21 protein-coding genes are annotated in these 22,547 nt (G+C 43.5%); 6 read left to right on the forward strand and 15 right to left on the reverse strand.

Going from position 1 to position 22,547, the window contains the following annotated elements; genetic code table 11:
• Together QUB12_RS30170 and QUB12_RS30175 are read left to right on the forward strand one after the other, a co-directional pair.
• The coding region (locus QUB12_RS30170; protein WP_333309774.1) for an N-6 DNA methylase at window positions 1–810 on the forward strand (810 nt) is incomplete at its 5' end.
• Window positions 807–2,393: a restriction endonuclease subunit S gene (locus QUB12_RS30175; RefSeq protein ID WP_333309776.1), complete on the forward strand. Its 1,587-nt coding sequence runs from the start codon at window positions 807–809 to the stop codon at window positions 2,391–2,393. The genes QUB12_RS30170 and QUB12_RS30175, both read left to right, overlap by 4 nt.
• A 1,006-nt stretch (window positions 2,394–3,399) precedes the next feature.
• Here QUB12_RS30175 and QUB12_RS30180 read toward each other — a convergent pair.
• On the reverse strand, window positions 3,400–3,900 hold the full coding sequence (locus tag QUB12_RS30180; protein WP_333309778.1) for a hypothetical protein: 501 nt from the start codon (window positions 3,898–3,900) through the stop codon (window positions 3,400–3,402).
• Window positions 3,901–4,395: 495 nt separating this feature from the next.
• On the opposite strand from QUB12_RS30180, the gene QUB12_RS30185 reads away from it, so the two are divergent.
• Window positions 4,396–4,962, forward strand: coding sequence for a hypothetical protein (locus tag QUB12_RS30185; RefSeq protein WP_333309781.1), 567 nt, complete (start codon window positions 4,396–4,398; stop codon window positions 4,960–4,962).
• A gap of 73 nt (window positions 4,963–5,035) precedes the next feature.
• On the opposite strand, the gene QUB12_RS30190 is transcribed toward QUB12_RS30185, so the two are convergent.
• Complete coding sequence (locus tag QUB12_RS30190) at window positions 5,036–5,815, reverse strand: hypothetical protein (RefSeq protein WP_333309783.1); 780 nt, start codon at window positions 5,813–5,815, stop codon at window positions 5,036–5,038.
• A 529-nt stretch (window positions 5,816–6,344) separates the two neighbouring features.
• Entirely contained in the window at window positions 6,345–6,506 is a 162-nt protein-coding gene (locus tag QUB12_RS30195; protein WP_333309786.1) for a hypothetical protein, read from the reverse strand.
• A gap of 456 nt (window positions 6,507–6,962) precedes the next feature.
• Here QUB12_RS30195 and QUB12_RS30200 point away from each other — a divergent pair, with 456 nt between their 5' ends.
• Window positions 6,963–8,708, forward strand: a complete 1,746-nt coding sequence (locus QUB12_RS30200; protein ID WP_333309789.1) for an AIPR family protein — start codon at window positions 6,963–6,965, stop codon at window positions 8,706–8,708.
• A gap of 268 nt (window positions 8,709–8,976) precedes the next feature.
• On the opposite strand, the gene QUB12_RS30205 is transcribed toward QUB12_RS30200, so the two are convergent.
• On the reverse strand, window positions 8,977–9,276 hold the full coding sequence (locus QUB12_RS30205) for a hypothetical protein (RefSeq protein ID WP_333309792.1): 300 nt from the start codon (window positions 9,274–9,276) through the stop codon (window positions 8,977–8,979).
• Between the two features lie 441 nt (window positions 9,277–9,717).
• Between QUB12_RS30205 and QUB12_RS30210 the strand changes: the two genes are divergently transcribed.
• The gene (locus tag QUB12_RS30210) at window positions 9,718–9,873 is read left to right on the forward strand and encodes a hypothetical protein (RefSeq protein WP_333309794.1); all 156 of its coding nucleotides are present in this window, start codon (window positions 9,718–9,720) and stop codon (window positions 9,871–9,873) included.
• Window positions 9,874–10,011: 138 nt separating this feature from the next.
• Here the strand turns inward: QUB12_RS30210 and QUB12_RS30215 are convergent, their stop codons facing one another.
• From QUB12_RS30215 to ltrA, 3 genes are all read right to left on the reverse strand, one after another.
• Window positions 10,012–10,191 (reverse strand): hypothetical protein, encoded by a 180-nt coding sequence (locus tag QUB12_RS30215; RefSeq protein WP_333309797.1) that lies wholly within the window; start codon window positions 10,189–10,191, stop codon window positions 10,012–10,014.
• 316 nt (window positions 10,192–10,507) lie between these two features.
• Window positions 10,508–11,017: a hypothetical protein gene (locus QUB12_RS30220; RefSeq protein ID WP_333309798.1), complete on the reverse strand. Its 510-nt coding sequence runs from the start codon at window positions 11,015–11,017 to the stop codon at window positions 10,508–10,510.
• A gap of 89 nt (window positions 11,018–11,106) precedes the next feature.
• Window positions 11,107–12,795 carry a group II intron reverse transcriptase/maturase gene (ltrA, locus tag QUB12_RS30225; protein WP_333309801.1) on the reverse strand — a complete coding sequence of 563 codons (1,689 nt, stop codon included), beginning with the start codon at window positions 12,793–12,795 and terminating at the stop codon, window positions 11,107–11,109.
• An 882-nt stretch (window positions 12,796–13,677) separates the two neighbouring features.
• On the opposite strand from ltrA, the gene QUB12_RS30230 reads away from it, so the two are divergent.
• Complete coding sequence (locus QUB12_RS30230; protein WP_333309804.1) at window positions 13,678–13,851, forward strand: hypothetical protein; 174 nt, start codon at window positions 13,678–13,680, stop codon at window positions 13,849–13,851.
• A gap of 1,825 nt (window positions 13,852–15,676) precedes the next feature.
• Here QUB12_RS30230 and QUB12_RS30235 read toward each other — a convergent pair.
• The 8 genes from QUB12_RS30235 to QUB12_RS30270 all read right to left on the reverse strand — a co-directional run bounded on the left by QUB12_RS30235 (window position 15,677) and on the right by QUB12_RS30270 (window position 22,469).
• Window positions 15,677–16,024, reverse strand: a complete 348-nt coding sequence (locus QUB12_RS30235; RefSeq protein WP_333309806.1) for a hypothetical protein — start codon at window positions 16,022–16,024, stop codon at window positions 15,677–15,679.
• Between the two features lie 68 nt (window positions 16,025–16,092).
• Complete coding sequence (locus QUB12_RS30240) at window positions 16,093–16,260, reverse strand: hypothetical protein (protein WP_333309809.1); 168 nt, start codon at window positions 16,258–16,260, stop codon at window positions 16,093–16,095.
• A gap of 816 nt (window positions 16,261–17,076) precedes the next feature.
• A complete protein-coding gene (locus QUB12_RS30245; RefSeq protein ID WP_333309812.1) occupies window positions 17,077–17,559 on the reverse strand; it encodes a hypothetical protein in 483 nt (160 codons plus the stop codon).
• Window positions 17,553–20,432 (reverse strand): DUF3854 domain-containing protein, encoded by a 2,880-nt coding sequence (locus QUB12_RS30250; protein WP_333309814.1) that lies wholly within the window; start codon window positions 20,430–20,432, stop codon window positions 17,553–17,555. Before QUB12_RS30250 ends, QUB12_RS30245 begins: the two co-directional genes overlap by 7 nt.
• Entirely contained in the window at window positions 20,432–20,683 is a 252-nt protein-coding gene (locus tag QUB12_RS30255; protein WP_333309817.1) for a hypothetical protein, read from the reverse strand. Before QUB12_RS30255 ends, QUB12_RS30250 begins: the two co-directional genes overlap by 1 nt.
• A gap of 129 nt (window positions 20,684–20,812) precedes the next feature.
• A complete protein-coding gene (locus QUB12_RS30260; protein WP_333309820.1) occupies window positions 20,813–21,019 on the reverse strand; it encodes a hypothetical protein in 207 nt (68 codons plus the stop codon).
• A 368-nt stretch (window positions 21,020–21,387) separates the two neighbouring features.
• Window positions 21,388–22,023 carry a Uma2 family endonuclease gene (locus QUB12_RS30265; protein ID WP_333309823.1) on the reverse strand — a complete coding sequence of 212 codons (636 nt, stop codon included), beginning with the start codon at window positions 22,021–22,023 and terminating at the stop codon, window positions 21,388–21,390.
• A gap of 113 nt (window positions 22,024–22,136) precedes the next feature.
• Entirely contained in the window at window positions 22,137–22,469 is a 333-nt protein-coding gene (locus tag QUB12_RS30270) for a hypothetical protein (RefSeq protein WP_333309825.1), read from the reverse strand.
• Between the last annotated feature and the right edge of the window lie 78 nt (window positions 22,470–22,547).

The raw sequence follows: 22,547 nt of genomic DNA on the forward strand, positions 1-22,547 counted from the left end.
TTTTATGGGATGGAGTTGGTGCAGGATGCCCACCGCTTGTTGTTGATGAATATGATGCTGCACGGGATTGAGGGGGAGGTGACGTTGGGGGATACTCTCTCACCGGATGGGCAGCGGTTGGCGAAGGCCAAGGTGATTTTGACCAATCCGCCTTTTGGCACGAAGAAGGGGGGTGGCAGTCCGACGCGGGATGATTTTACCTTTCCCACCTCGAACAAGCAGTTGGTGTTTTTGCAGCACGTTTATCGCAGTCTGCTACCCGAAGGACGGGCGGCGGTGGTGTTACCAGATAATGTATTGTTTGAGGATGGGCAGGGGCGCAATGTCCGTGCTGACTTGATGGATAAGTGCAACTTGCATACGATTTTGCGGCTACCTACGGGGATTTTCTACGCCCAAGGGGTCAAGACGAACGTGCTGTTTTTCCAGCGGGGGACGACGGAGAAGGGCAATACTAAGGAAGTGTGGGTGTATGACCTGCGGACGAATATGCCCAGTTTCGGGAAGCGGATACCCCTAATGCGATCGCATTTTAATGAGTTTGAGTTGGCGTATGGGGATGACCCGAATGGGAAGAGTGGGCGTGTTGACGAAGGGGAAACGGGGCGCTGGCGGTGTTTTACCCGTGAGGAGATTGCCAAGCGGGGAAATAATCTCGATATTTCCTGGTTAAGGGATGAGAGTTTGCAGTCGGGGGATGGGTTGCTGGAACCGGATGTGATCGCGGCTGAGATTATGCTAAGGTTGCAGACGGCGATGGAAGAGATGGAAGCGCTGTCAGAATTGTTAGAAGGTGAAGGAATAGCGTGACCGTGGATAGAGATAATTTGCTAGAACTTCCTACAGGCTGGGTATGGGCAGAGATAGGTTACATCTGTGAAGGTATTGTGCCAGGAAGAACAAAACCTAAAAATTTTGATGGAACGATCCCTTGGATTACTCTTCCAGATGTTAAAGGGCTATATATTTCAAAATCCAAAAGTCATCTCGCAGTTACAAGAGAAGATGCAGAAGAAGTGGGCATGAGAGTCATGCCTAAAGGAACTGTATTAATGTCCTGTGTGGGACAATTTGGAATAATTTGTATAGCGGAAGATGATTTAGTCCCCAATCAGCAATTTCATGGTTTCCTGTGCTTGGATAAAATTTTCCCTGAGTACATAGCCTACTCACTGATGACACAGGTAGACCAGATGAAGCAGTTGTCATCAGCTACGACAATAGCTTATATCAACAAAACTAAATGTAATAGTATTCAGATTCCTCTAGCCCCCCTTAACGAACAACGCCGCATAGTTGCCAAAATTGAGGCTTTGAAGGCTCGGAGCCAGCGGGTGAAGGAGGAAGTTGAGGCGATTCCCGCTCTCTTAGACCAGTTCCGCCAATCAGTTCTCGCCACCGCTTTCCGTGGCGACCTCACCGCTGATTGGCGAGAGAAAAACCCTGATGTTGAACCTGCTTCAGTTCTGTTAGAGCGCATTCGTGCTGAACGCCGCCACCGTTGGGAAGAAGCGGAACTGGAGAAGATGAAGGTTCAGGGGAAAACACCGAAGGATGATAAGTGGAAGGCGAAATATAAGGAACCTAAACCTGTAGACATCAATAATTTACCTGAGTTACCAGATGGATGGCACTGGATTGCTGTAGAAGAATTTGCCGATGTCGGTACCGGAGCAACTCCACTTCGGAATGAGCAGAAATACTATGAATGCGGAACAATTCCTTGGGTTACTAGCGGAGCGTTAAATGAACCCTTTATTAGTACCGCAAAAGAGTATATTACCGCTCTAGCTATCAAAGAGACAAACGCAAAAATATTTCCAAAATATACTTTACTGGTTGCGCTTTATGGTGAAGGTAAAACTCGGGGAAAAGTTTCTGAATTGGTAATTGAAGCGACAACAAACCAAGCCTGTGCAGCCTTAATCTTAGAAGGAATTGCCGCTAAAATTAGACCGACAGTAAAGTTATTTTTCCAGAAAAATTACAGTGATTTGCGCCGACTAGCATCGGGTGGGGTTCAACCAAACTTGAATTTGAGTATGATCAAGGCTACAGCGGTTCCATTACCTCCCTTAGAAGAGCAAACAGAAATCATTCGAGCGGTAGCTCGTTGTATGTTAATTGCTGATGCAGTTGAGAAACAATATTTGGAGAGTATTGAACTGATTAATCATTTAGACCAATCCATCCTTGCCAAAGCCTTCCGAGGCGAACTGGTTCCCCAAGACCCCAACGACGAACCCGCCTCCATCCTCTTAGAACGCATCCGCGCCGAACGGGAGAAGCTGGATACAAAGAAAAAGGCAAAAGGTAAAACTGAAAAGAAAAGCCACAAGGCAAAACCTGAACTCGCAGAACCGAAACAATTGAGCTTACCGGGATTCGAGTAACCCTGTAGCTTGCGTAAAAGCCAGCATCAGCCAGAACAATTACTGCGTCAGAATCTAATGCTATTCAAAACGTTGAGAAAAGGGGTATTGGCTCGGGTCATCGTGGGTGCAGCGGTGATAGTATTTGCGATCGCCCTACAACCCTGCTCAGTCTCAGCGTATTGGCTCCCCACCTGAAAGCAAGAGAACCCAAAACGCGATCGTTTAGAGCAGTCAAGAGGTCACTTTGGCGAACTTTACCGGACATGGCTTCAGAAGTCTGATGAATCCTTAAGCAAACTCCTCTGTTGCCCGAAGCTGGTCAAATTCTGTTGTAAACGTTGATGAATGCGATCGCCCTTAACCTCCCATTTTTCGGAAATCTTAGCGGTGTGAGCCACTAATCGCCCTTAGCGGTGTGAGCCACCGATCGCCCGTTCCCTTCTCTTTGCGTGTTTTTGTAGTGGTTGGGTAGCGCTCCTTCCCTCTTATTGAGCGCTTGCAACAAGTCCGAGAGGCAGTAGAAATATAACAATATTTTGTCTGACTTACTGTATAGGTTCCTCGTAAGACAAAAAATAATTTGTAATACAAATATCAAAACAGTCTTACTTTTATGTCTTACTTATGCGTAAGACTGAGCGTAAAACACCTCGGAAAGACCCAACTAAAACAAACACTATAGCTTCGGTACAGTAGCCAGAACACCAAAACCATAACTACTAATTAGTACCACATTTGCTCAGGTTGACGCTTCAGCTAAAATAGCGAAGCTCCCGATTTATAACGGTTTAGCTAGTATCTGGGAGTTTATTAACACCAACTAAAACTAAGTAAATAACTAAATACCCCGGCTATATTTGTGCAGGAGTTAGTTGTTTCATCCTCATACCTAATTACATCGACAAATCATATACAAACGCAAAGCTTCGGCGAGTGATTTGAACATCGTGTGGTTTGACTCTGATGAGCGATCAAACTTCATTGGTGCTGAACAACCATTATTCAAAGCGATCGCCTTAAAATTTCATATTTTTTCAACCTTCCATCCAGCCTGATTCCCAACTTTGTCGGCTCGGATGAATGCAAAAGCGCCCCGCTTGAATCGATCGCCGCTGGGCTTAACTCCGATGAGGGCTCTAACTTCGGCTGTCGATAGAATCCAATCGGAGGCGATCGCCTGTTCCAACGCTGCGTAATGTTGCAAAGGGTCGCGAGTTGCTCCAATGTGCCGAGCGATCGCCTCGATGAGTTCAAGAAAGTTTTCTCTGTCTTGATTTATAGCTGTTGTGGCCTCCGGTTCGATCGCTTCTATTTTGAAAATTTCGGTGTGGCTGCTCTCAAAATCAGATAGGGTGCCACCAGATTTTAGATGCTGATTTAACTTATCCAGTTTGTCCAGTTGGTCACTGGAAATTTTGCCTCGGGCTACTGGTTCGATCGATAAAGCTTTTATGCGATCGTACACAGATTGCTTGCTGCTTAGGTTGTAGCGCTCTTGCAGGCTTGCGATCGGGTAAGTTTCCATATGTCCAGTTTGTCCAGTTTGGTACTGGATAAACTGTAACTCTGATTAGTCCAGTGAGCGACTGGACAAATAACCTTGAACTCACTATCAAGATTCCGAAGGGGTGCAAATTCACTTATCTGATGAAGCTGTAGCTGTTCCGGTCGTGATTCAGGATAGTAAATTATGCTGACCTCGCTTTCGCAGTTTCAAGCCCAGGGCTGGGCAAAATGGCTTTTCTGGATCGGATTCGCTTGGAAGGGCAGACTTTCTAGTATCTCTTCCTAGTCTAGATTGTCTGTCTTGCCTAGCCATAGCGCTTTTAAAGCCAGATTCAGGATAGGCTTTAAGCTTCGGAATATTTTCATCCAAACTTGGGCGTTACTTCTCCTAAAGCTCATCTCAAGCGAAATCAAGGTAGAAGACTTTCATGTTGCTAAAGCAATAGTTACATAGTTTTTTAGAGAGACTATAAATGATATAATAAACAATAACTTTACGCAGGAGAGCAAAACAATGTCAAAATCAAAAATGCAGCAATTGGTAGAAATGGTCGCTGAGGATCAGGCAAAAACTTATGAATATTTAGCAAAAATTTCTACATTCATAGAACAACTTTGTGAACAGCTAGCTGATAACTTTGGATGTAGTCTTGCTGATTTATCTTTTATCACTTCAGAAGGAGATATTTCACGTGCTGAGGACTCAATCACTATAAAAGACAACGGTTTATTTGATTTCTGGCTACTAATTAAGATACCAGTACAAGCCTTTAATAGGAATACTTGCGGTCAGAGTTTTATTGAAAAAAGCTTAGCTCCTCCATCAGGGGTAGTTCTTCCTATGACTGTTAAACAGCATGAGAATTTATTTATGGTAGAGGTTTCAGGTAAGAGCCAAAAAGCATCCTTTGAAATAGACCCCAATGTTGATAGTTCTTGGATTGACTTACTTGAGTATTGTTTTGTATCTACAAAAGCAATGCTTGAAGGTGGATTAGAAAGAAGAATAAGTGCATTAGGAACTCTAAGAGACAATCCTTCTAAACGAGATTTTGGATTTGTATGGGGCGAAAAAGAATAGTATTTTGACTTAACCTCACCCTGCAACCCTTACCCCCTAGGGTTACACCCCGAGCTGATCGCCATTAGATTGTTTAATAAATAGTCGGAACTTTACTCCCTAAATAATTTCTTACTTTTATCGAAGAAATATTTTTTTTTTGATTTTGAGCCGTAGTTTGCACAGCTATATTAAGGTTTCCTAATTGAATATTTGTTTTTTTTCCAGTGACGCGCTGACCTGTAGTAGTCACTACATAAGGTGTGACCGTTAACACTTGAGTATCAGCGTTATAAGACTTCATTAATTCTTCATAAAAAGTAAAAAACTGAAGTGTTCGCAGATATCCCGGTTCTTCAATTGACAATTGTCTTTCTTTTTTCGTATTTTTGTAAGCCTCTTGTAAGTTAGAAAATAAAATTTGAGCTATCCCTAAAGATTCTGGATTCACTACACCGGGAATAACTACCCATTCAATGCTTCCCATTATGTCCTCTATATGTTCTTTTAATAGAGGAAATATCCAAGGCATATCTACAATATTAATATCGTTCTTACCTGGAAACACAATCCCTACTTCATTAATTACTACAGGCTTATAACCTTTGTTTACAACTTCAATTAATAAATAATCTCTTGATGGCTGTTGTATCGCTGGTAAACTAATACTATCTCGCCTGATTTGAATACTTATATTTATTTTATCTTTGTTCAAATCATAAATAACTTTGCGTACATTAATTAACCCAAAGAAAGCAGTAATTAACCCAAAAACAATAGTAATTAACCCAAAAACAATATAAAATAATAGTTGGTATGTTTGGAGTTGTATCGGCGTTAAAGATGATAGCCAAGATTTTAAAACATCCAACATTATGTACTCCCTCATCAAATAGGTTTAATTTTATTATCTTAAACTCTTATTATTAAGTCAAGTTTTTTGCTTAAATAAATTGATAAAGCACATAGCAGCCACTCACATAAGATAATTAATAGCAGGCTTAAGCTTATTCGTCGATATTTTTGACTTAACGAGATACAACCGCAAATTCTGGCAATGGTTTATTGTTTGCACTGTCTACAGTGTCTACAACTGTTTACAGTGTCTTACAACGTCTTACATTTTTATCCCCGCTTAGCTTTATTGTTCTGGTGACGGAAAAACTCGATCTAACGACCTAGAGTCGATCTAACGACCTAGAGCCTGAACGGCAACTCCAGCGCTGTTCCGGGATTTAATCGGTTTGCCCGATCGCCCTTCACTCTGCCCGTCGCCTAGCTGAAAGCCGGCTCTCTACAGTTGCTGGCATTAGAGAGCCCGATCAAATAAAGCTTAACTTGTCCAGTGAGTCGCTGGACAAGTTAAGCTTTATTCTCTGACAGAAGCGCAACCGGTTGCGCTTTTAGAGCATTGCCTCTAGTAGTTCAATAATTTCCTCTATTTCGTCTCTATCCATCTCGCTGGCAATTTTGAGAATTTTCTCTTTATGGTTGGCTTTTGTGCCAATGTTTCCGGTGTTGAGTTTGCGGCCGCTCTTGTCAGTTCGCTCTTGAATTTCTGGCAAAAGCCCTTCTTCTTGTAAGCGCTTACGGTACTTGCTAACAGTGGGTGTGCTTACACCGCAGAAATCGGCAGGGGTGGCGGCTATTTTTCCGACGGTCTATTAAATTGTTTTCACTTCGACAAAAACTTAACAGCTCGTCGAAAAAATCCCGCTAGGGGTTTAGACGGGGGAAAGGATAATTTCCCACTCACTCCAAAACCTTGTTATAGGCGGGGATACAACACTTTTCCTGCCTAGGAGAGGAAGTCGTATTAGAGCAGTAGGTTGCAAAATTAGATTAATTTGTGGATAAGGCTAAATATAAGTGGTACTATAAGCAGAGAAAAAGTATAGCATTTATCAAAAAGGTGAGGTGCGAATTTTGACCTGGAAAGCTTGACCATACAGGGTTTCTGTATACCTCATTTATCTGAGAACCGCTATATAAGCTATAAAAAGTTATTTTTAAATATGAGTATGGATATAGTAACTCAAAATCTTGTCAACTCGTTTAAGCAGGAACAAGGCTTCCCGGAAAATATTCCTGACTCAACACTGTTTGAGCATTTTGTAAACTACTGTGTAGTATCGAAAGAATATTCTGAAGAATTTCAAGTTGAAGATATTTGTGTTGCTGGTAGTAACGACCTCCAGCTAGATGGAGTTGCAATTATTGTAAACGGGGTACTTATTAACACAATTGAGGAAATTGACGATTTAGCCAACACCAACAGGTATATTGATGCAGAGTTTATTTTTATTCAAGCAAAAGCTAGTAAAAACTTTGATGGTGCCGATATTTCTAATATGTTTTTTGGCATACAAGAGTTATTTAATCCGCTTTCTAAAGCACCAAGAAATGATTTTCTTGCTGAAAAAGAAAGTCTTATTAAACATATTTATGATAAAAGTCCCCTATTTCGCCATGGTAATCCTCAACTTAAAATTTATTATACTACTACAGGAAAATGGCAAGAGGACGATAATTTAAAGGCACGTATAAACCGTGAAGGGTCACTCCTTGAAGAACTAAATATTTTTAGAACATTTCCTATCTTTGAACCAGTCGATGCAAAGAGATTACAACAATTTTTTAGTCAGGCAAAAAACAGTTTTTCTAAAACAATTATGTTTTCTAAGAGAGTTACTTTACCTGCTATGAAAGAAGTTAAAGAATCCTATCTTGGCTACTTACCTGTCTCAATTTATTTAGATTTAATTACTGATGAGAATGGCAAGCTCTTGCGTGGCTTATTTTATGATAACGTTCGAGATTTTCAAGGAGATAATCCTGTAAATAAAGAAATTGAGCAAACTTTGGTGAGTGAGGAAAAAGAAGCTTTTATTTTATTGAATAATGGCGTCACGGTAGTTGCAGATGATTTAAGTGTAACTGGAGATAATTTTAAATTAACTAGCTTCCAAATTGTTAATGGATGCCAAACCAGCCATATTCTTTTCAATAATCAAAAGATTATATCAGACAGTGTACATATTCCTATTAAGCTAATTGTTTCTTCTGAAAATGTTTTAAAAAATCGAATAACTAAAGCAACTAATAGGCAAACAGCAGTTAAGCTAGAGGAATTATCTGCATTAACAGATTTTCAAAAAAATTTAGAACAATACTATAACGCTATTGAAGGAGAACATCGGCTTTACTATGAAAGACGATCACAACAGTATCGTTCTTTATCTGGTTCAGAGAGCAGTCCTGACGAAAAAATGAAAATACAAATTATTCCAGTTTCTACTCAAATTCGTGCCTTTGCATCAATGTTTTTAAATCGTGCTCCTCAAGCTAGTAGGTATTATAACAATCTTTTAAATGATTTAGAGAACCAAATATTTGTTAATGGTCATTGCCCAATTGCATACTATGTCAGTGCTTATGCGCTCTTTCGCATAGAGTCTGCTTTACGAAAAAAACAACTTAATAATAGATATAAGGCATTTAAATACCATTTGCTAGGCATCTTACGTATGGAAATTGCTGGAACAGCTTTTCCTATCATGACTTCCAATAAGTTTGAAAAGTATTGTGCGACCATCCGAGATGAATTGTGGGATGAGAAAAAAAGAACATTGGCGCTGGAGCGAGCCTGTAAAGTTCTTGATAAAGCGCTTAAAAATGGGTATGATAGAGATAGAGCAAAAGATTCTACACTTCAGGATCGAGCCAAAAAAATTATTCAAGCAAAACAGAGTAAATCTAAGAATTAATAAATTTAGTGATTGCTATTGTTGAAATGGTTTTATAAATGAGTCTGCAAGGTAAAACCTAACTTTAATAAAGGGCTAGACGAGCAAATTTTAATTATCAAAATTAAGGATTTAGATTTTTAATTATTAGGACAATTAGTTAAGTTATTAAATCAGCCAACAAACGATTTACCCTAATTTAGCCTGTTGGCTGATTCACCTTAAATCCTTACTAAACGAGGTTTTGAACCCTGTTTGCTAGTTTTGCATAATTGTCACTAAACATCTCTCACTGCTCTGCTTCAGGTTTAGGTTCCTTCGGTTTTTTCTCAAAGACTTGGATATTTGGGTCTGCTAGCACAAAACCGTTAGAGGTCGATTCACCCATCTTGCCACCAATAGCAGCCACCCACATGGGATAGTTGGTAGCAGCATCCTCAAGCTTCTTCCATATTTTTGGCTTAACAGTAACGGACACTACCCGACCGTCACAGTCAAGCTCAAAGGTTTTCCAGTTGTCTTTGTTAGTCTCTACGTTGTTCGGGAGTTCGTTAATTTTGATGATGAGTTCGAGCTTGCCAAGTGTCATAGATAGTTTCGTTGGTTTAATGCGTTGTTTTTCTGGTACGAGAGTCAGCTTTGTATATTTTCCAGCCTAGGGGTGGAAATCGCTACAGCTTCATCGGGCTATTGCAGTTTCCCCGCCTATCCGTTTATAGAAATGGTAGCTGCCTTATTCCCTATCCATTTACCGGGGAATCAAGCCGGAGCAATCAGGCTGCCCAACAAGCCGATCGTTCCTGGTTTCTCCGTGGTCAGCAAGGAAAAATCCAAGAGCGGCAGACCTAGGAAAACTTTCAGCAATATACGTTTTTATACGTTTTTATGAGAGCGCCCCTCACCTTTTAGCTGCTTAAACTCTTCAAATTGCGTCTCGCCAACTATCGCCACAATATCGACCGATGCAAGAAAGACCCGCGTCGATTGCCGCCGCAAAATCCTCCTCAATAGCTGAAGATACGATGCCAGATTGGTAGCCACTCGCCTGTTTAATTCTATGAGCTCCGTCATGGGCGATCGAGCTGTCGCTCAAGCCGATCGCTCGCTACCCAAGTGCGATGGGAAAGTTGCGGCAATTGATGCCTGTGCTGCCACAAAAGTCGCCACAACAGCAGGAGCAATGTGAGCAATCGGCACAGTCGAAGAGCGGGTAAAAATCAAGCGGCTTGACACCTAGGATGCCCCATTCATAAGGGCGCATTATTTTTTGTCAGCACTAATTAGTCAGGGTTTGCGATCGCAAAAACATTGCTTGCTAGCAAAACTAAACAGCCATAACCAGGCTCAACAAGCAAAGGCAGTCTCTGCACAAAAAAGCAGCAATTTGACCGAAAAAGTCAGGCATTTGCAGGATATTTTCCGGTAAATACAGGTAAAGTGCAGTTCCTGCAAATACCTGCACTTGCCTGACTTTATACTGCAAACGCCTGACTTTATACTGCAAATCCCTGACTTTAGCTGACGCAACAATTAGCTAATTTTTTAGCGTTTTTAACAACAAGTGGATTGACTTAATAGTCAAGTTGTGGCCTCGGAATTGAATTAAAAATCAAGTTGAGCAAGTGTGATAAAAGTGGCAGGTAGCTAAAATTTATGAAGCGATTTTGTAGCGTAGTACCCACTATGCCAGCAATAAAGTTGAGGCTGGACTATCTGGTTTTTGCGTTCCGTTGAGGCTGTTTGCAAGTGTAAGGCTTACATGGTAGTGCGTACTTGAGAGAGTACCCTGGCAACTATTTCCAGCATGAGTATCTGCGGGTTCATAGAGCGACGATCCTCTTTTCAAGTTCGCTAGCAGCTAAACGTTGCTCCCGCACCCGACCAACTCGAATAGCGTCAATCAAGCTGAGCAAGGCATAAAGTTTTGGATCGTTACTAGCCGCTTGGGGGACTGAACGGTACAGAGGCGCGATCACCTGCCCTCTGACGACACCCTGGGGGTCAGGCCAAACATAAACCTCAGACGGTGAGGCAATTAGCTTGCTTTTCAACGGTTCAGCCGAATGCGCCGTTGGCAGTCCTCGACTTAAGGGGCCGGGTTGGGCATAGAATACATAGCGCAGCCCGTGAACTAAGAACTCTAGTAGCGCTTGGGTCAAAATCCTGCGATTTTCGCCATCATAGAGGCCTGCTGCTTCACAGCGAGAGAGCGCACCATGAACTTCTGAAGCACTCATGCCTAAGCTTTGAGCGAGGGTGCTGTAAGTCCAGGTTGCTTGAAGCAAACAGTGGACTTTGAGTATGGCAAGGATATCTTGCGGTTTGAGCATCGCTTTATGTCGGGTAAGGTTCAAGCGTCGCCACTCTCCCCTCCCCTAAGAACCGTGCATGAGACTTTCGCACTCACACGGCTCAAGCCTTACTTCAAGCTAGTTGACTTGGGTTTTGAATGTACCTGTTTGTGACACGGTGAGTGTAAGTGCTGAAGATTACTTATGTCGTTTAAGCCGCCTTTAGCAACAGGTACTATGTGATGGGTTTCGATTTCCTCACCGTTGAGTAGTGGTTGACCACAGATTGGACATTTCCATTTTTGATTTTGTGCTATGAGATAGTTTTTGCTACCTTTTGCCCAGTAGGATTTGCCTAATTTTTGGTTTCTTTTGTCCCAATACTCTTTAAGTGTTTGGTCGTCGGGACTTGCTCCTCCATTAACCTTTACATGGCGTTCAATAGGTGTTGATGCTATAGAATAAAGGCAGTAGTTAAACTTCTGGTCTTTATTTTCACGTTCGCCTAATTCACAGGCGAATACCCATTTATTACCATTTATAGTTTTGAAGTATTTGTCTTTAACCCAATTTGTGCCTTTGTTGGGGTGTCTACGTTTTGCCCAACGCCAAAGGTATTGCCATACCCTGTGAGAGATATAGTTGAAGGTTACTTTGCTAACTCCTCCTTTGTAGTAGTTAGCAAAACCTCGGAGAATTGGATTTAGTTTGCTGATTACATCTTCCTGTTTTGAGCCATTTAAAGCTTTTATCTCATCCCCTATCCGTTTACAAAAATCTAGGACTTTCTTCCTGGAGGGTTTGGTTAATAGCTTGTCATTATAATGACGGTGGTTAAAACCTAAGAAATCAAAGCCTTTTTCCATTGACGTTATTAATGTCTTCTCCGCGCTTAGTTCAAGCCCTCTTTCTAACAACCATTGCTGAATCTGGATTTGAACATTTTCAAGACTTTCTTTATCTCTAGCTGTGACGATGAAGTCATCAGCATATCTGATTACCCCAAATTGTACAGTTTGAGTTCCCTTTCTCTTCGCATAATGAGGAAGTATGGACTTGATCATTTGCTCTAATCCGTGGAGTCCAATATTGGCTAATAAGGGTGAGATAACACCACCTTGTGGAGTTCCTGTTTCCGTTGGATTGTATTTACCATTGGAAACAAATCCAGCTTTTAACCATCCTTTAATTAGTTCTCTCTTAGGAAAGTTACTAATCATGGATAGGATAGATTCATGGGCAATATTATCGAAGAATCCTCGAATGTCGGCTTCTAGAACCCAAGTGTCTTTACCACCTTTCAACCTGATAAAGTTTTGGGCGATAGCATCTTGACAACTTCTGCCAGGTCTAAATCCATAGGAATTGGGTTCAAACACGGATTCCCATTCGGGTTCTAGTGAATTCTTAATTATTGCTTGTTCGATTCTGTCGCGCACGGTTGGGATTCCGAGCGGTCGTTTCTTTCCATTGGGCTTTGGTATCTCCACCCGTCTGGTTGGCTTGAGGTTTCCCCCCTTCCAATTATTTACCAGGTTCACTCGTTGCGCTGGGGTGTTGATAATCTCATTATCAATTCCTGCCGTTGCTTTACCTTTGTTGGTCTGAGTGATACGTCGAACAGATAGTAATAAGTTTGCGTAGCTTCGTTGCATTAACTTCTGAAGATTCCGAAGAGTCCTGAAGTTACCAAGTTTTCTAGCACGAAAAATTCTTTGTCGTAGATTCTTAACAAGCTTGTGGGCTTTACGCCATTGAATGTGGCTCCAGTCCTCTAGTTGTCTCCTTGTTCCGTTTGTTGATATTGCTATCACCATCTAACTTGTCCTCGGATTAAGTTTCGATAACATTTAGTTTTTCGTATAAGACCCAGATAAAGTCGGCTTTCCTTTCGGTCAGAGGCAAATTTGGAACCCCTATCTAACTCATTACAAGTTAGCATTTGCTTTTTCATCCATCCTCTACCCTCCAGAGAATTCAGTCGTTGTTACCTCGGACTTACTAGAAGTATTCGACCACTTCTAGACTCTGTAGGGTTTACCCTGTTGTGCCGTTTAGTTGTCTGTTATTCCTTAGATGCTGTCTATTCTGCGATAGGGATTTTATTCACACGATTTGGCGATTGCACAACGCCGAATCTACCTATTTACCTTTTGGTCGGAGCCTATCAGCCTTATTTGGCTCCTTGGAAAATAACGCAGTTTAATCAACAGTTCACTGATGTTCATCATAGAATAACTCCCTCTTGCTCTATAACCAACTTAGGCTGTCAGTTACGGCTACTTTCGGGGTCTGCATTCCGCTTGTTTCGTTGCCTACTTGAGCGTGACCGGACTCATTATTGAGCCTTTTCCGTGAGGGTAAGGGGTGTGAAACCCTTAGAGGAGTGGGCTCCTCGGACTAAACGACCAGTTCAGGTCGCGCGCGCTTTGTTTCCTTTATTCTACATTCGCGAATAGCGAATAATTCAGATGTGGCGACTTTAATTTACTGTTCGGCGCTCGTTGAAGGGCGTGAGCTATTTCGGGAGTACAGCGATCACTTGTCCTGAATTGCGGTTGTAGGTGTGATCGCACCATCCACTTCATCCATTTGGCGATTAATTTCTTTAGCAGTATAAATATATCTCTGAACATTGCTATTGCTACACCTTACTTCTGGTTTCGAGGTGAGGTGGATATCGGTTCTTAGTTTGAGAGTTGAGGATAATTTCTGCTATTGAAGAAAATCAGTCTCTACAATATATACTTGTTTCTATTGGTAGGGCGATCGCTTGTTTGCACTTTGCAGATTTTTCTGGAAAGTGGCAGGGGAAACAAGGGTTAGCGCGATCGAGTGCAAGTTTAGTATCAAAACAGCAAGCTCATAAATAATAGAGCCGCTGCTTGCAAAAACCTGTAGTCATTGGCGATTGTTTCAGTTGGTGCGATCGCTCGCGATTGGCATTGATTATCGGTCAATTTGACCTAATTGTTTTCCCTATTCGCTCCCCCGCATTTGCGGGTAATCATTGGCGATCGCACCAACTGAAGCGAGCGCAGGAATTGGAATCAAAGCTTACCCGATAGTAGTTCTAGCAGCAACTATAGCTGAACTTGCATAAACAAACAGGCTCAACCCAACCACTAAGAGTCAATATTCAGGTTATCCGTTGAAATACTGCATCGAAAAGTATTTGTTGAGCCTGCTAATTCTGCTAAAACTGCGAGGGCGATCGTTCGCCTAATTGAATTTTTGTTCAATACTGAGCGTGTTGTGGCTCTACCATACAAACGTTCCTCTTTATTTGAGAAGTTTTTTATATTTTGGTATAAATATATCGCTGAACATTGCTATTGCTACCAGTGAGCTTTGCTTTTTGTGTAAGCTTCGTCTCTGGCATAAGTTTGAGTTCTCATGCGGTTTTTGTTGCTAACAAGCCCCCAAATTCAGCTAACAATTAAGCTGAGCTTGCACAAGTTTACTCGCACATTCTCAGAAAAAACAGCCAAAAACAGCCAAAAACTCACGAAAACTCAGTCTCAAAAAGTTAATTTTGAGGTTTTTTCCTGTCCCGGTACACTTAATATCAATTTAACAATTTAACAGCAAACTCTACACTCCTAATTCCATGAATTGTAGCAGAGGCTCAAAAGTGGTAGCATTTATAGCAAGCTGTATTTTCACAATTGAGCAAGCAAAACTAATTGAAAAGCTGTTAAGACTGCCTAAAAAATAGCGGCCTCGTTATTAGCCATTCAGCTATTGCATATTAATGTATCGGAACAATGGCGGTAGCGTTTTTCTCTTTTTGAGTTGCAGTTCAGTTTGTTTGGCTTTATTGAAGGCAGTGCTACCGCACGGTTGTACTTGATTTCAGAGAGAGTGCGTGAGCCGGAGCCCCTCTAAGCACCCAGGCCCTAGCGATATGAGTTTTCACGCGGCATTACATAACGTTGAACCAGCATGATTGGTTAACTTGAGAACTCAGGGAAGCGATCGCCACCCATGCTACCCAGGTGTGACGGGGCAATTGATGCCAGTGTTGCCAGAAAAGTCGCCACAATAGTATGAGCAATCGGGACAGTTGAAGAGCGGGTAAAACCAAGCCTTTTGAAACACTTGGCTAACATCGCATCAGTGGTATTGATTGGGAGGCACAGTTGAAGAGCGGGTAAAATTAAGCCCCTTGACAGCCCAGCCCTAGTTTTTAGGTAGTTGTGGCGATAGCTGCACGGCGATCGATTCAAAGCCAAACCTTTGTGGTGATTTGAATTATTTTGACTTTAAAAACTACAACTCGCGACTCGACTCCGCTGCCCTTACTCGAATATCTGAATCAGCCTGCAAGTCGCTACCACTGGCTCACCATTGATGCTATCAATCCAAGTACACTTTGACCAAAACAATGCAGGAAAATCGCACTTACTCATTCACAATTTTTAGCTAAAATTTGGGAGGAAAAAAGAGGAGAAACCAGTACAGTTATTACTCGTTACACCTCGTAATTCCTACTTTTTCGGTCACAATCAGTATAAATACTTGTCATATTTTGTAAAGAATTGTTGCTTTTGACGCGATTTTTTGTAATTTAGACCCTTCTGAATCCTCCTCAATCCTCGTAGTTAGTGTGGTAGTCGCATAGCAAGCCATGTCAAATAGACGTTATAGGGGGTAAAATTGAGCACTCTTTGCAAATTAAGGGTTTTTGCAAGATTGCTATGAGAATTGTTGGTAGGCAGGACTGGCGCGATCGCACGCGACAACAGCCAAGGCAAGAAAGTTTGATGGGGCAGTTTGGACTTGGATAGAACTGTGCTTCTGCCAGTCGCTCTTGAAGCCAGGAGCGAGCCAATTGGTGTACAGGGCAGCCGCCTTTACGATGGAGCCTCGCCGGGCACGACGCATTCGAGTTGGTGCTGTTGAGTATCGGCGGATGCCTGACGCGATCGCGCCTTGCCCTCCTGTTTGCAAGCGAAGCAGCCTGCTGATGTCGATGATGGCGAGGGAATCGTTCGTCCGATAGCTAGCAAGAGCGCGATCGCCTTGACACCTAGGATTCCCCATTCATGAGGGTGCATTGTTTTTGTTTCTGCACGTAAAAGTCAGGTTTGTACGGACAAAACCATTGCTTGCTACCGAGAGAGAACAGCCATAACCAGTCCCAACAGGTAAAGACACGAACAGCACAAAAAAGCAGCAGTTTGACCGAAAAAGTCAGGCATTTGCAGGATATTTTCAGGTAAATGCAGGTAAAGTGTACCCCCTGCAAATACCTGCACTTGCCTGACTTTATACTGCAAATCCCTGACTTTATACTCCAAACGCCTGACTTTAGCTAACGCAACAATTAGCTAATTTTTTAGCGTTTTTAACAAAGACTGGATTGACTTAATAGTCAAGTTCCGGCATCGGAATTGAATTAAAAATCAAGTCGAGCAAGTGTGAGAAAATTGGCAGCATAGCCGCCGTTATGTCAGCCTTGGCAGTTGCATAAATTGCTGTTGTCGGACTCGCGCTTTGCAATCGGCTAAACAGTTGTTGTCCGAGCGAGTTTGAAAGTCGGATAAAAATTTACCCCCTGACTCGGTTTACAGTAGTCGCTCAACTCCTAGCTATCAATGGCGGTTATAATTCTCCACGTTATGAGTACAAGCAGTAATCTCTTGCCGTAAGGAGCGATCGCTAATATATTCCAACAAAAACATAATTCGCCGTCTCTGTGCCATATCTTACCGCTCTTATTGAGGCATGGACGCTTCAGTAGCGACTCGCGAGTCGTTCCTTATTCCATATCAACAGGGGTTGAACTGTGGGTAAGCAGTATGCTCAATATTGATGGGGGTGGATATTTTTTGTCTGCACGCATTAATCATGGTTTGTGATCACAAAAACATTGCTTGCTACCAAAACTAAACAGCCAAAAGCAGCCTCAACAAGCAAAGGCAGTCCTTGCACAAAAAAGCAGCAATTTGACCGAAAAAGTCAGGCATTTGCAGGATATTTTCCGGTAAATACAGGTAAAATGCAGCCCCTACAAATACCTGCTTTCCGCCTGACTTTATACTGCAAACGCCTGATTTTATACTGCACTTGCCTGACTTTAGGGCGCACAAAAATTAGCTAATTTTTTTGGTGGCGGCTTTGATCGGCGGTGCGGGGAGGTCAGTAAAATATTTTGGGCAACGTGCGACCAACTCCTGAAATTCTAGGAAGTGCCGATCGCCCACAACTGCCACCACATCCGCCGCCACCAATTCGCCACGGTCGATCACAGCCTGCAAATCACAATCAATCCCCGCCGCTACACCGGGAGACTGCCAGCCAGTAGCCTCTAGAATACGGCGGGCAAAATCTTGGAGGATGGGCGGCGGCGCGAGTAGTTGGCGGTATTGGTTTTGCTCTGATTCGGTAAGGCTTTTCCAGATGGCGGCGCGATCGAGATATCCACGGTTGCAGCAATCTTTTAGGACGCCGGCGATGTCTTGGGCTGTTGTTCGATCGTTGCCGGCAATTGCTGCACGGATGAAACCTAGACACTCGGCGTGTGTGGCAAGGTCTAGTAGGGAGGGCGATCGGGACTGTTGCGTAGTTTCTAGCATGGTGCATCTCCCTCTGCCTTCAATTGCATCAGGACGGGCGCGTGTGAGATTTTCGGAACCGCAACTGTAATCACTTGCAGGTTGTGCGATATTTTGTCGAGCTTGATTTCATAATCCGTCTCGCTGCTGCCGTAACTAACCTCAATTACCTCTCCCTTCTGCCCATGATGTAGATTGCCAACTTCGGTTATGACCACGCGATCGCCTTCTTTAAATTCCTTATGCTTTGAACCGACTGCACCACTTGAGGGGGTATCCTGCACCACTTGCTCACCACTTGCTGCACCAGTTGAAATGCTTGCAGGCAGGGAGTTTGCACCAGTTGCACCAGTTGAGGGGGGTTTTTGTATTGGCTGTATAGAAGCTTCCGCAACTACATCTTGGTTGCAGACTATTTGCGGTGATGAAATGTGATTGTTTGTGTTTTCCTCACTGATATTTGCCTCTAACTGGTGCAACTGGTGCAAATCCTTACTAGGCAAGGCTTCAACTGGTGCATTAACTGGTACAAAACTGGTGCAAAACACCGCTTCAACTGGTGCAGAACCCTCTAAAGTTTGCGAACGTGTTGGGTGCTCATCATTTTGTAGTCGCAGCCTCAAACCTTCAAAACTTGATGTTCGGGATTTGACCCACTTGGCGGGCAAATTCTCATCTGCCAGCAAGTCGGCAAGATACTTGGGAAACTTGACCACGCTGAGAGGTTTTAGACCGCCGTCTTCGCACCAATCTTTATAGGCTTTGTAAAGGTTTAAAGTTGGCGCGGTTGCTGCCGAATCAAGCACTAGGTTAATGTCAAAGAACGCTGCGACTGAGTTCGTTTCGCATTTCATTTCCCATTCCTTTGCTTTAAATTCAGCGATTTGACTAGCTCCAGTGCCGCGTAATGCTTGCGTAACAGCGGTATCAGACAGCGACAGGGCGATAGTAATGTAGGCGGGTATTTCAGGCTCGAATTCGCTCTCAATGCTGTAGTCGCGCTTCTCTGTCGGGATAGGGTTGTCAAAATGCACTAAGCACAATCGGCGCTCTAACCCTGTGGTATCTCCTACAAAGATTGGCTTGTTTGAGCAAATCAGAATGCATCCGTAGAAGAAGGCATCAGCGGCCGGAGTGTGCAATTCCCGGTAGCTCACTGCATCTCCCCCGGTCAAGCTGAGTATGCTGTCAATTCCTACAGGTTTGCGCTCGTCAGCAAATACTACCAACTGCTTATCAATAATCGAGGCCATTGTTGAGCCATCTTTCAGTCGTTCCAAGCTGCACCCTTTGAAATTTTCGCGACCTACTAGCTTCTGAGTGAATCGGGCTTCAGTACCCTTGCCAGAACCCGGTGGCCCGACGTAGTGAACGAATTGCTGTTGGTTGTGAAAGCGATGCTTTAGTACAGCATTGCCAACAGCCAACAATTTAAACATTTTCTTTTCGTCGCCCCCCATAGCCTTTCGCATGAACTTGTATCTTTTTGGACAGTTCACCCTTAAGGCTTCCAAAGGGTCGCTTAAATCGCCTTGTAACGGCTTGTACTCGTAGGGAAGGTAAGAAGTGAAGCCCATGCCTGGAGAGTTTTCTAGGGCTTTATTTTCATTGCCGTCGAGTACGCAATTACTAAAGTTAATATATTGCGTTTTGTCCCAGGTTTGCCAGCGCACTTGTCGCAGGTCATGCTCTAGTAATTTCTTAACATCCTCAATGTATGCGCTCCCACGGTAGTCTATGTTTCTTGCGTCTAGCGTGGTTTTGAGCAAACTGGTAAACGCCCCTATTTCAATCTTCTCCCAGCACTTCCCGTTCCATACACGCCACGTTTTTTGCTCGTTATCGTATTTCCATTGATGCCCGTAATCCTCTTTTATTTGGGCTGCTACCTTGCGGGGTGTAGGAGGTTTTTTGTCGAGGCGTTCTCCCGCCTCATCATTCTCTTTCTCGCCGAATAGCTTGGCTTTACTGAGGATTGCTCGGAATTCTTCAATCCCTTTATGCTGAATAAAATCATCCATGCCTTTTGTATCCTTCACCTCGCCCCCTTCGATCGCTGATCTAGCGGGCCAGCATCCAGTTATTGATCGCACTGGCACACCGAATTTACCCAATTGCTTAGCCAATTTCCGCTCGGCCTCGCAGATATTGGAATTTGTGAGGGCATCGGCATCGAAGGCAATGATAAAGCCGAAGCCAGCCTCTGCAAGCTTCCTCAGCGCGGGTACTAAATGCCGCAAGCTTTCGCGATCTTTTTTCTTGCCTGTCAGCCCTTGCTCTACTCCCAGTAATGAGACTGTGGGGATATCGTTTGAGCATCCGGCAATAGCCTTGAATACCCCTTCAGTAATGAGGACATAAGGCACATCATTAATGTGGTAGCAGTCCTTCTCCAAATTCGCTTGATCCCAGTAATCTGGGGTATATGGGCTTGTGGGGAGGAATGCGTCAAATTCTCCGCTTGGGGAAAGGTATTTTGGGGGCTCCTTTTTGCCTCGCTTCGGCTCTCGGATATCCGGTCGGAACTGTACTTGCCCATTATTCCCCATAAATAGGATGCCAGCCGATTTTACTGGGTATCCCAGAGAGTGCGAAGCTTGCTCAATACTGGCACTGTGGCAGCATTCACGGGCCCAAGGATTGAGTAAGCCTCTGCCTTCGATGTGGGCTTCATGCTCAGGGGATAGGAATTTTTCGTTAACGCTGCACAATACCCCGAAGCCGCTTAAGTCTACTTGCCCTTGTGTTGTAGGGTGCTGCTGGATTGATTGATCAGAAGTGGCTATCATTTCAGCATCTCGATCGCTCTCGGCTTCGATGTGGCCTTGATGCTCTGGCGTGGATTGCGCGGTATCAAATCCTTGATTTTCTTGCGTAGATTCTGTGGTGTACATTACGCCGCACCCCCGATCGCTTCAAAGGTGACCCCAAACAATCCCCGGTTATGTTGCGTATTTACCGGAGTTTGTGGCAGAATTGAGATGTAACAAAGCTTTGCAGGCTTTTGAAATCTATAGGTAGCGCTAAAACTCAGAATTTGCTCGATCGCACCGCTACAGATGGCACAAAGACTAGCCAGCAAGCTAGCATCAACCGCAAAAACAGCGCAAAAATAGCGCTTTATTCTTTTTTCAATGTATGGCATGATAGGGATAGCAATCGGCAATCTTTTTAGGATGCCGAGTTGATGTGTGGTTAACTTTTGTCGTTCGCCTGCCAAGACTTAGCGACAAAGTATGGACTATTTAAGATAAAAAAAGATGCGCTGAAGCCCTTATGCTGCCAGCGCATCTTCGTTTTGAAATCGTGTTTTAGTTTTCGATTCCATGTGCTTGTCAAGTTGATTTAAGTAAATCCAAAGTCCTTCTTCAGTAAAGGCCGATCGAGATACTCCAAAAGAGACAGCATAATTATCAAGCGCCTCTGTTAATTCCGGGGAAAGCGCGAAAGATATTCTCAGTTTTCTTGTAGTTGAAAGCATAAGCACCTTCTTAACTTTTGCTAGTTGTCAGTTTTCACTCTAATTTCCGAATCATACGATCGATAGGTTTTGCCCTCGATCGAATCGACTCTTTTTAATTTAGCAGATAACATTAAGAAGTTCGTAATTTTAGGGGAAAAATTTTAAAGCTATCCCAAAAAACTTACAGCGACTCACTGCATAGAATGAAGTGAGTTTTGATGGTGAGAAAGTGCCAGAAGACGTTGGAATATCGGCAGTTAAAGGATCTTTTGCTTGAGAGTTTGTGACACTTCACTGCATAGGATGCAGTAATTTTGGTGCATGGGATGCACCGATCGCCCGCAACTCCCCCAACTCATCGCCCGCCGCCGGAATGCCCCATCATTCTAGCTCAACCCGTTTGCAGGCATCCCGGCCCGAAAAATCACCTCGGCAGTCAACCTCAACTCTGGGAAAGCTAGCGACTCAACCCGATCGTCCCCCCTCAACTGTTTGACCTGGTACTCCCCATCTACCAACTGGCAAACCGAAAGTGTGGGTTGTTTGGGATGACCGATGAACTTGCGACCGCCCAAACCGAGATAGTCCACAATCCAGTATTCGGGAATGCCCATCTCTTCATACTCGGAAGCTTTGAGAAAATAATCATCCCGCCAATTCGTGCTGACGACCTCTACAGCCAGTCGTACCGAAGAGCCCATCGTGATAACAGATTCCTTTTTCCAGTGTGGCTCGTTGATGACCGCTGTTCGGTCTAGGACTATTACGTCTGGCTGATAACCTGCCCGATCGCGGACGGGTTTAAGTAGGCAATGACCGGGGATGGAGTAAGGTAATTCGCGACGTTCAATTTCACCTGCTACTTTGATGGTGATAAAGCTTGTAACGTCTGAATGATCTCCTGTAGGATTAGGCATTTCGACAATAACTCCGTTGTGTAGTTCGTAGTGGCGGACAGAGTTCTCTGGATACCAGGCAACAAACTCATCAAATGTGACTGTTTTGGTTTGGGTTTGGATCATGGTTGTCTGTTTCCTTTGCTAGACATTTGCTAGATATTTGTTAGACATTTGCTAGACATTTGCTAGATATTTGTTAGACATTTGCTAGATATTTGTTAGACATTTGTTAGACATTAACTAGCACCTTTACTGGCCTTACCCCGCTTAGCTGTTGCTGCTGTTGCTGGCTTTGCTGCGGTTGGCTCCGGTTCTGTGGGCTCCGGTTCTGTGGCTGGCTGCGGGTCGGCGGAACCAGTTTCGGTTAGCGCCTTAGAGATTCTTTGGGGTGCTGGTAGGTCTACAGCATTTTTCGTCAGCCATTCTTCAATAAGTGCGGCGGTAACATCCGACATATTCAGCCCATTAAGAAAGCAAGCTGTTTTGAATTTGTCTTTTAATTCGGGCAACAGATAGACCCGAATTGACATCTCTCCTTTAGCCACATTACCCCTTTTGCTGATGGACATATCCACCAGTTTATTTGAGCAACAAGGCATTAAGGCATAAAGCCATCAATTTATTGGAGTAACAAGAGACAAAAAGCA

It is taken from the genome of Microcoleus sp. B7-D4, from assembly GCF_036705125.1.
In the GTDB taxonomy this organism is placed as follows: Bacteria; Cyanobacteriota; Cyanobacteriia; order Cyanobacteriales; family Microcoleaceae; genus Microcoleus.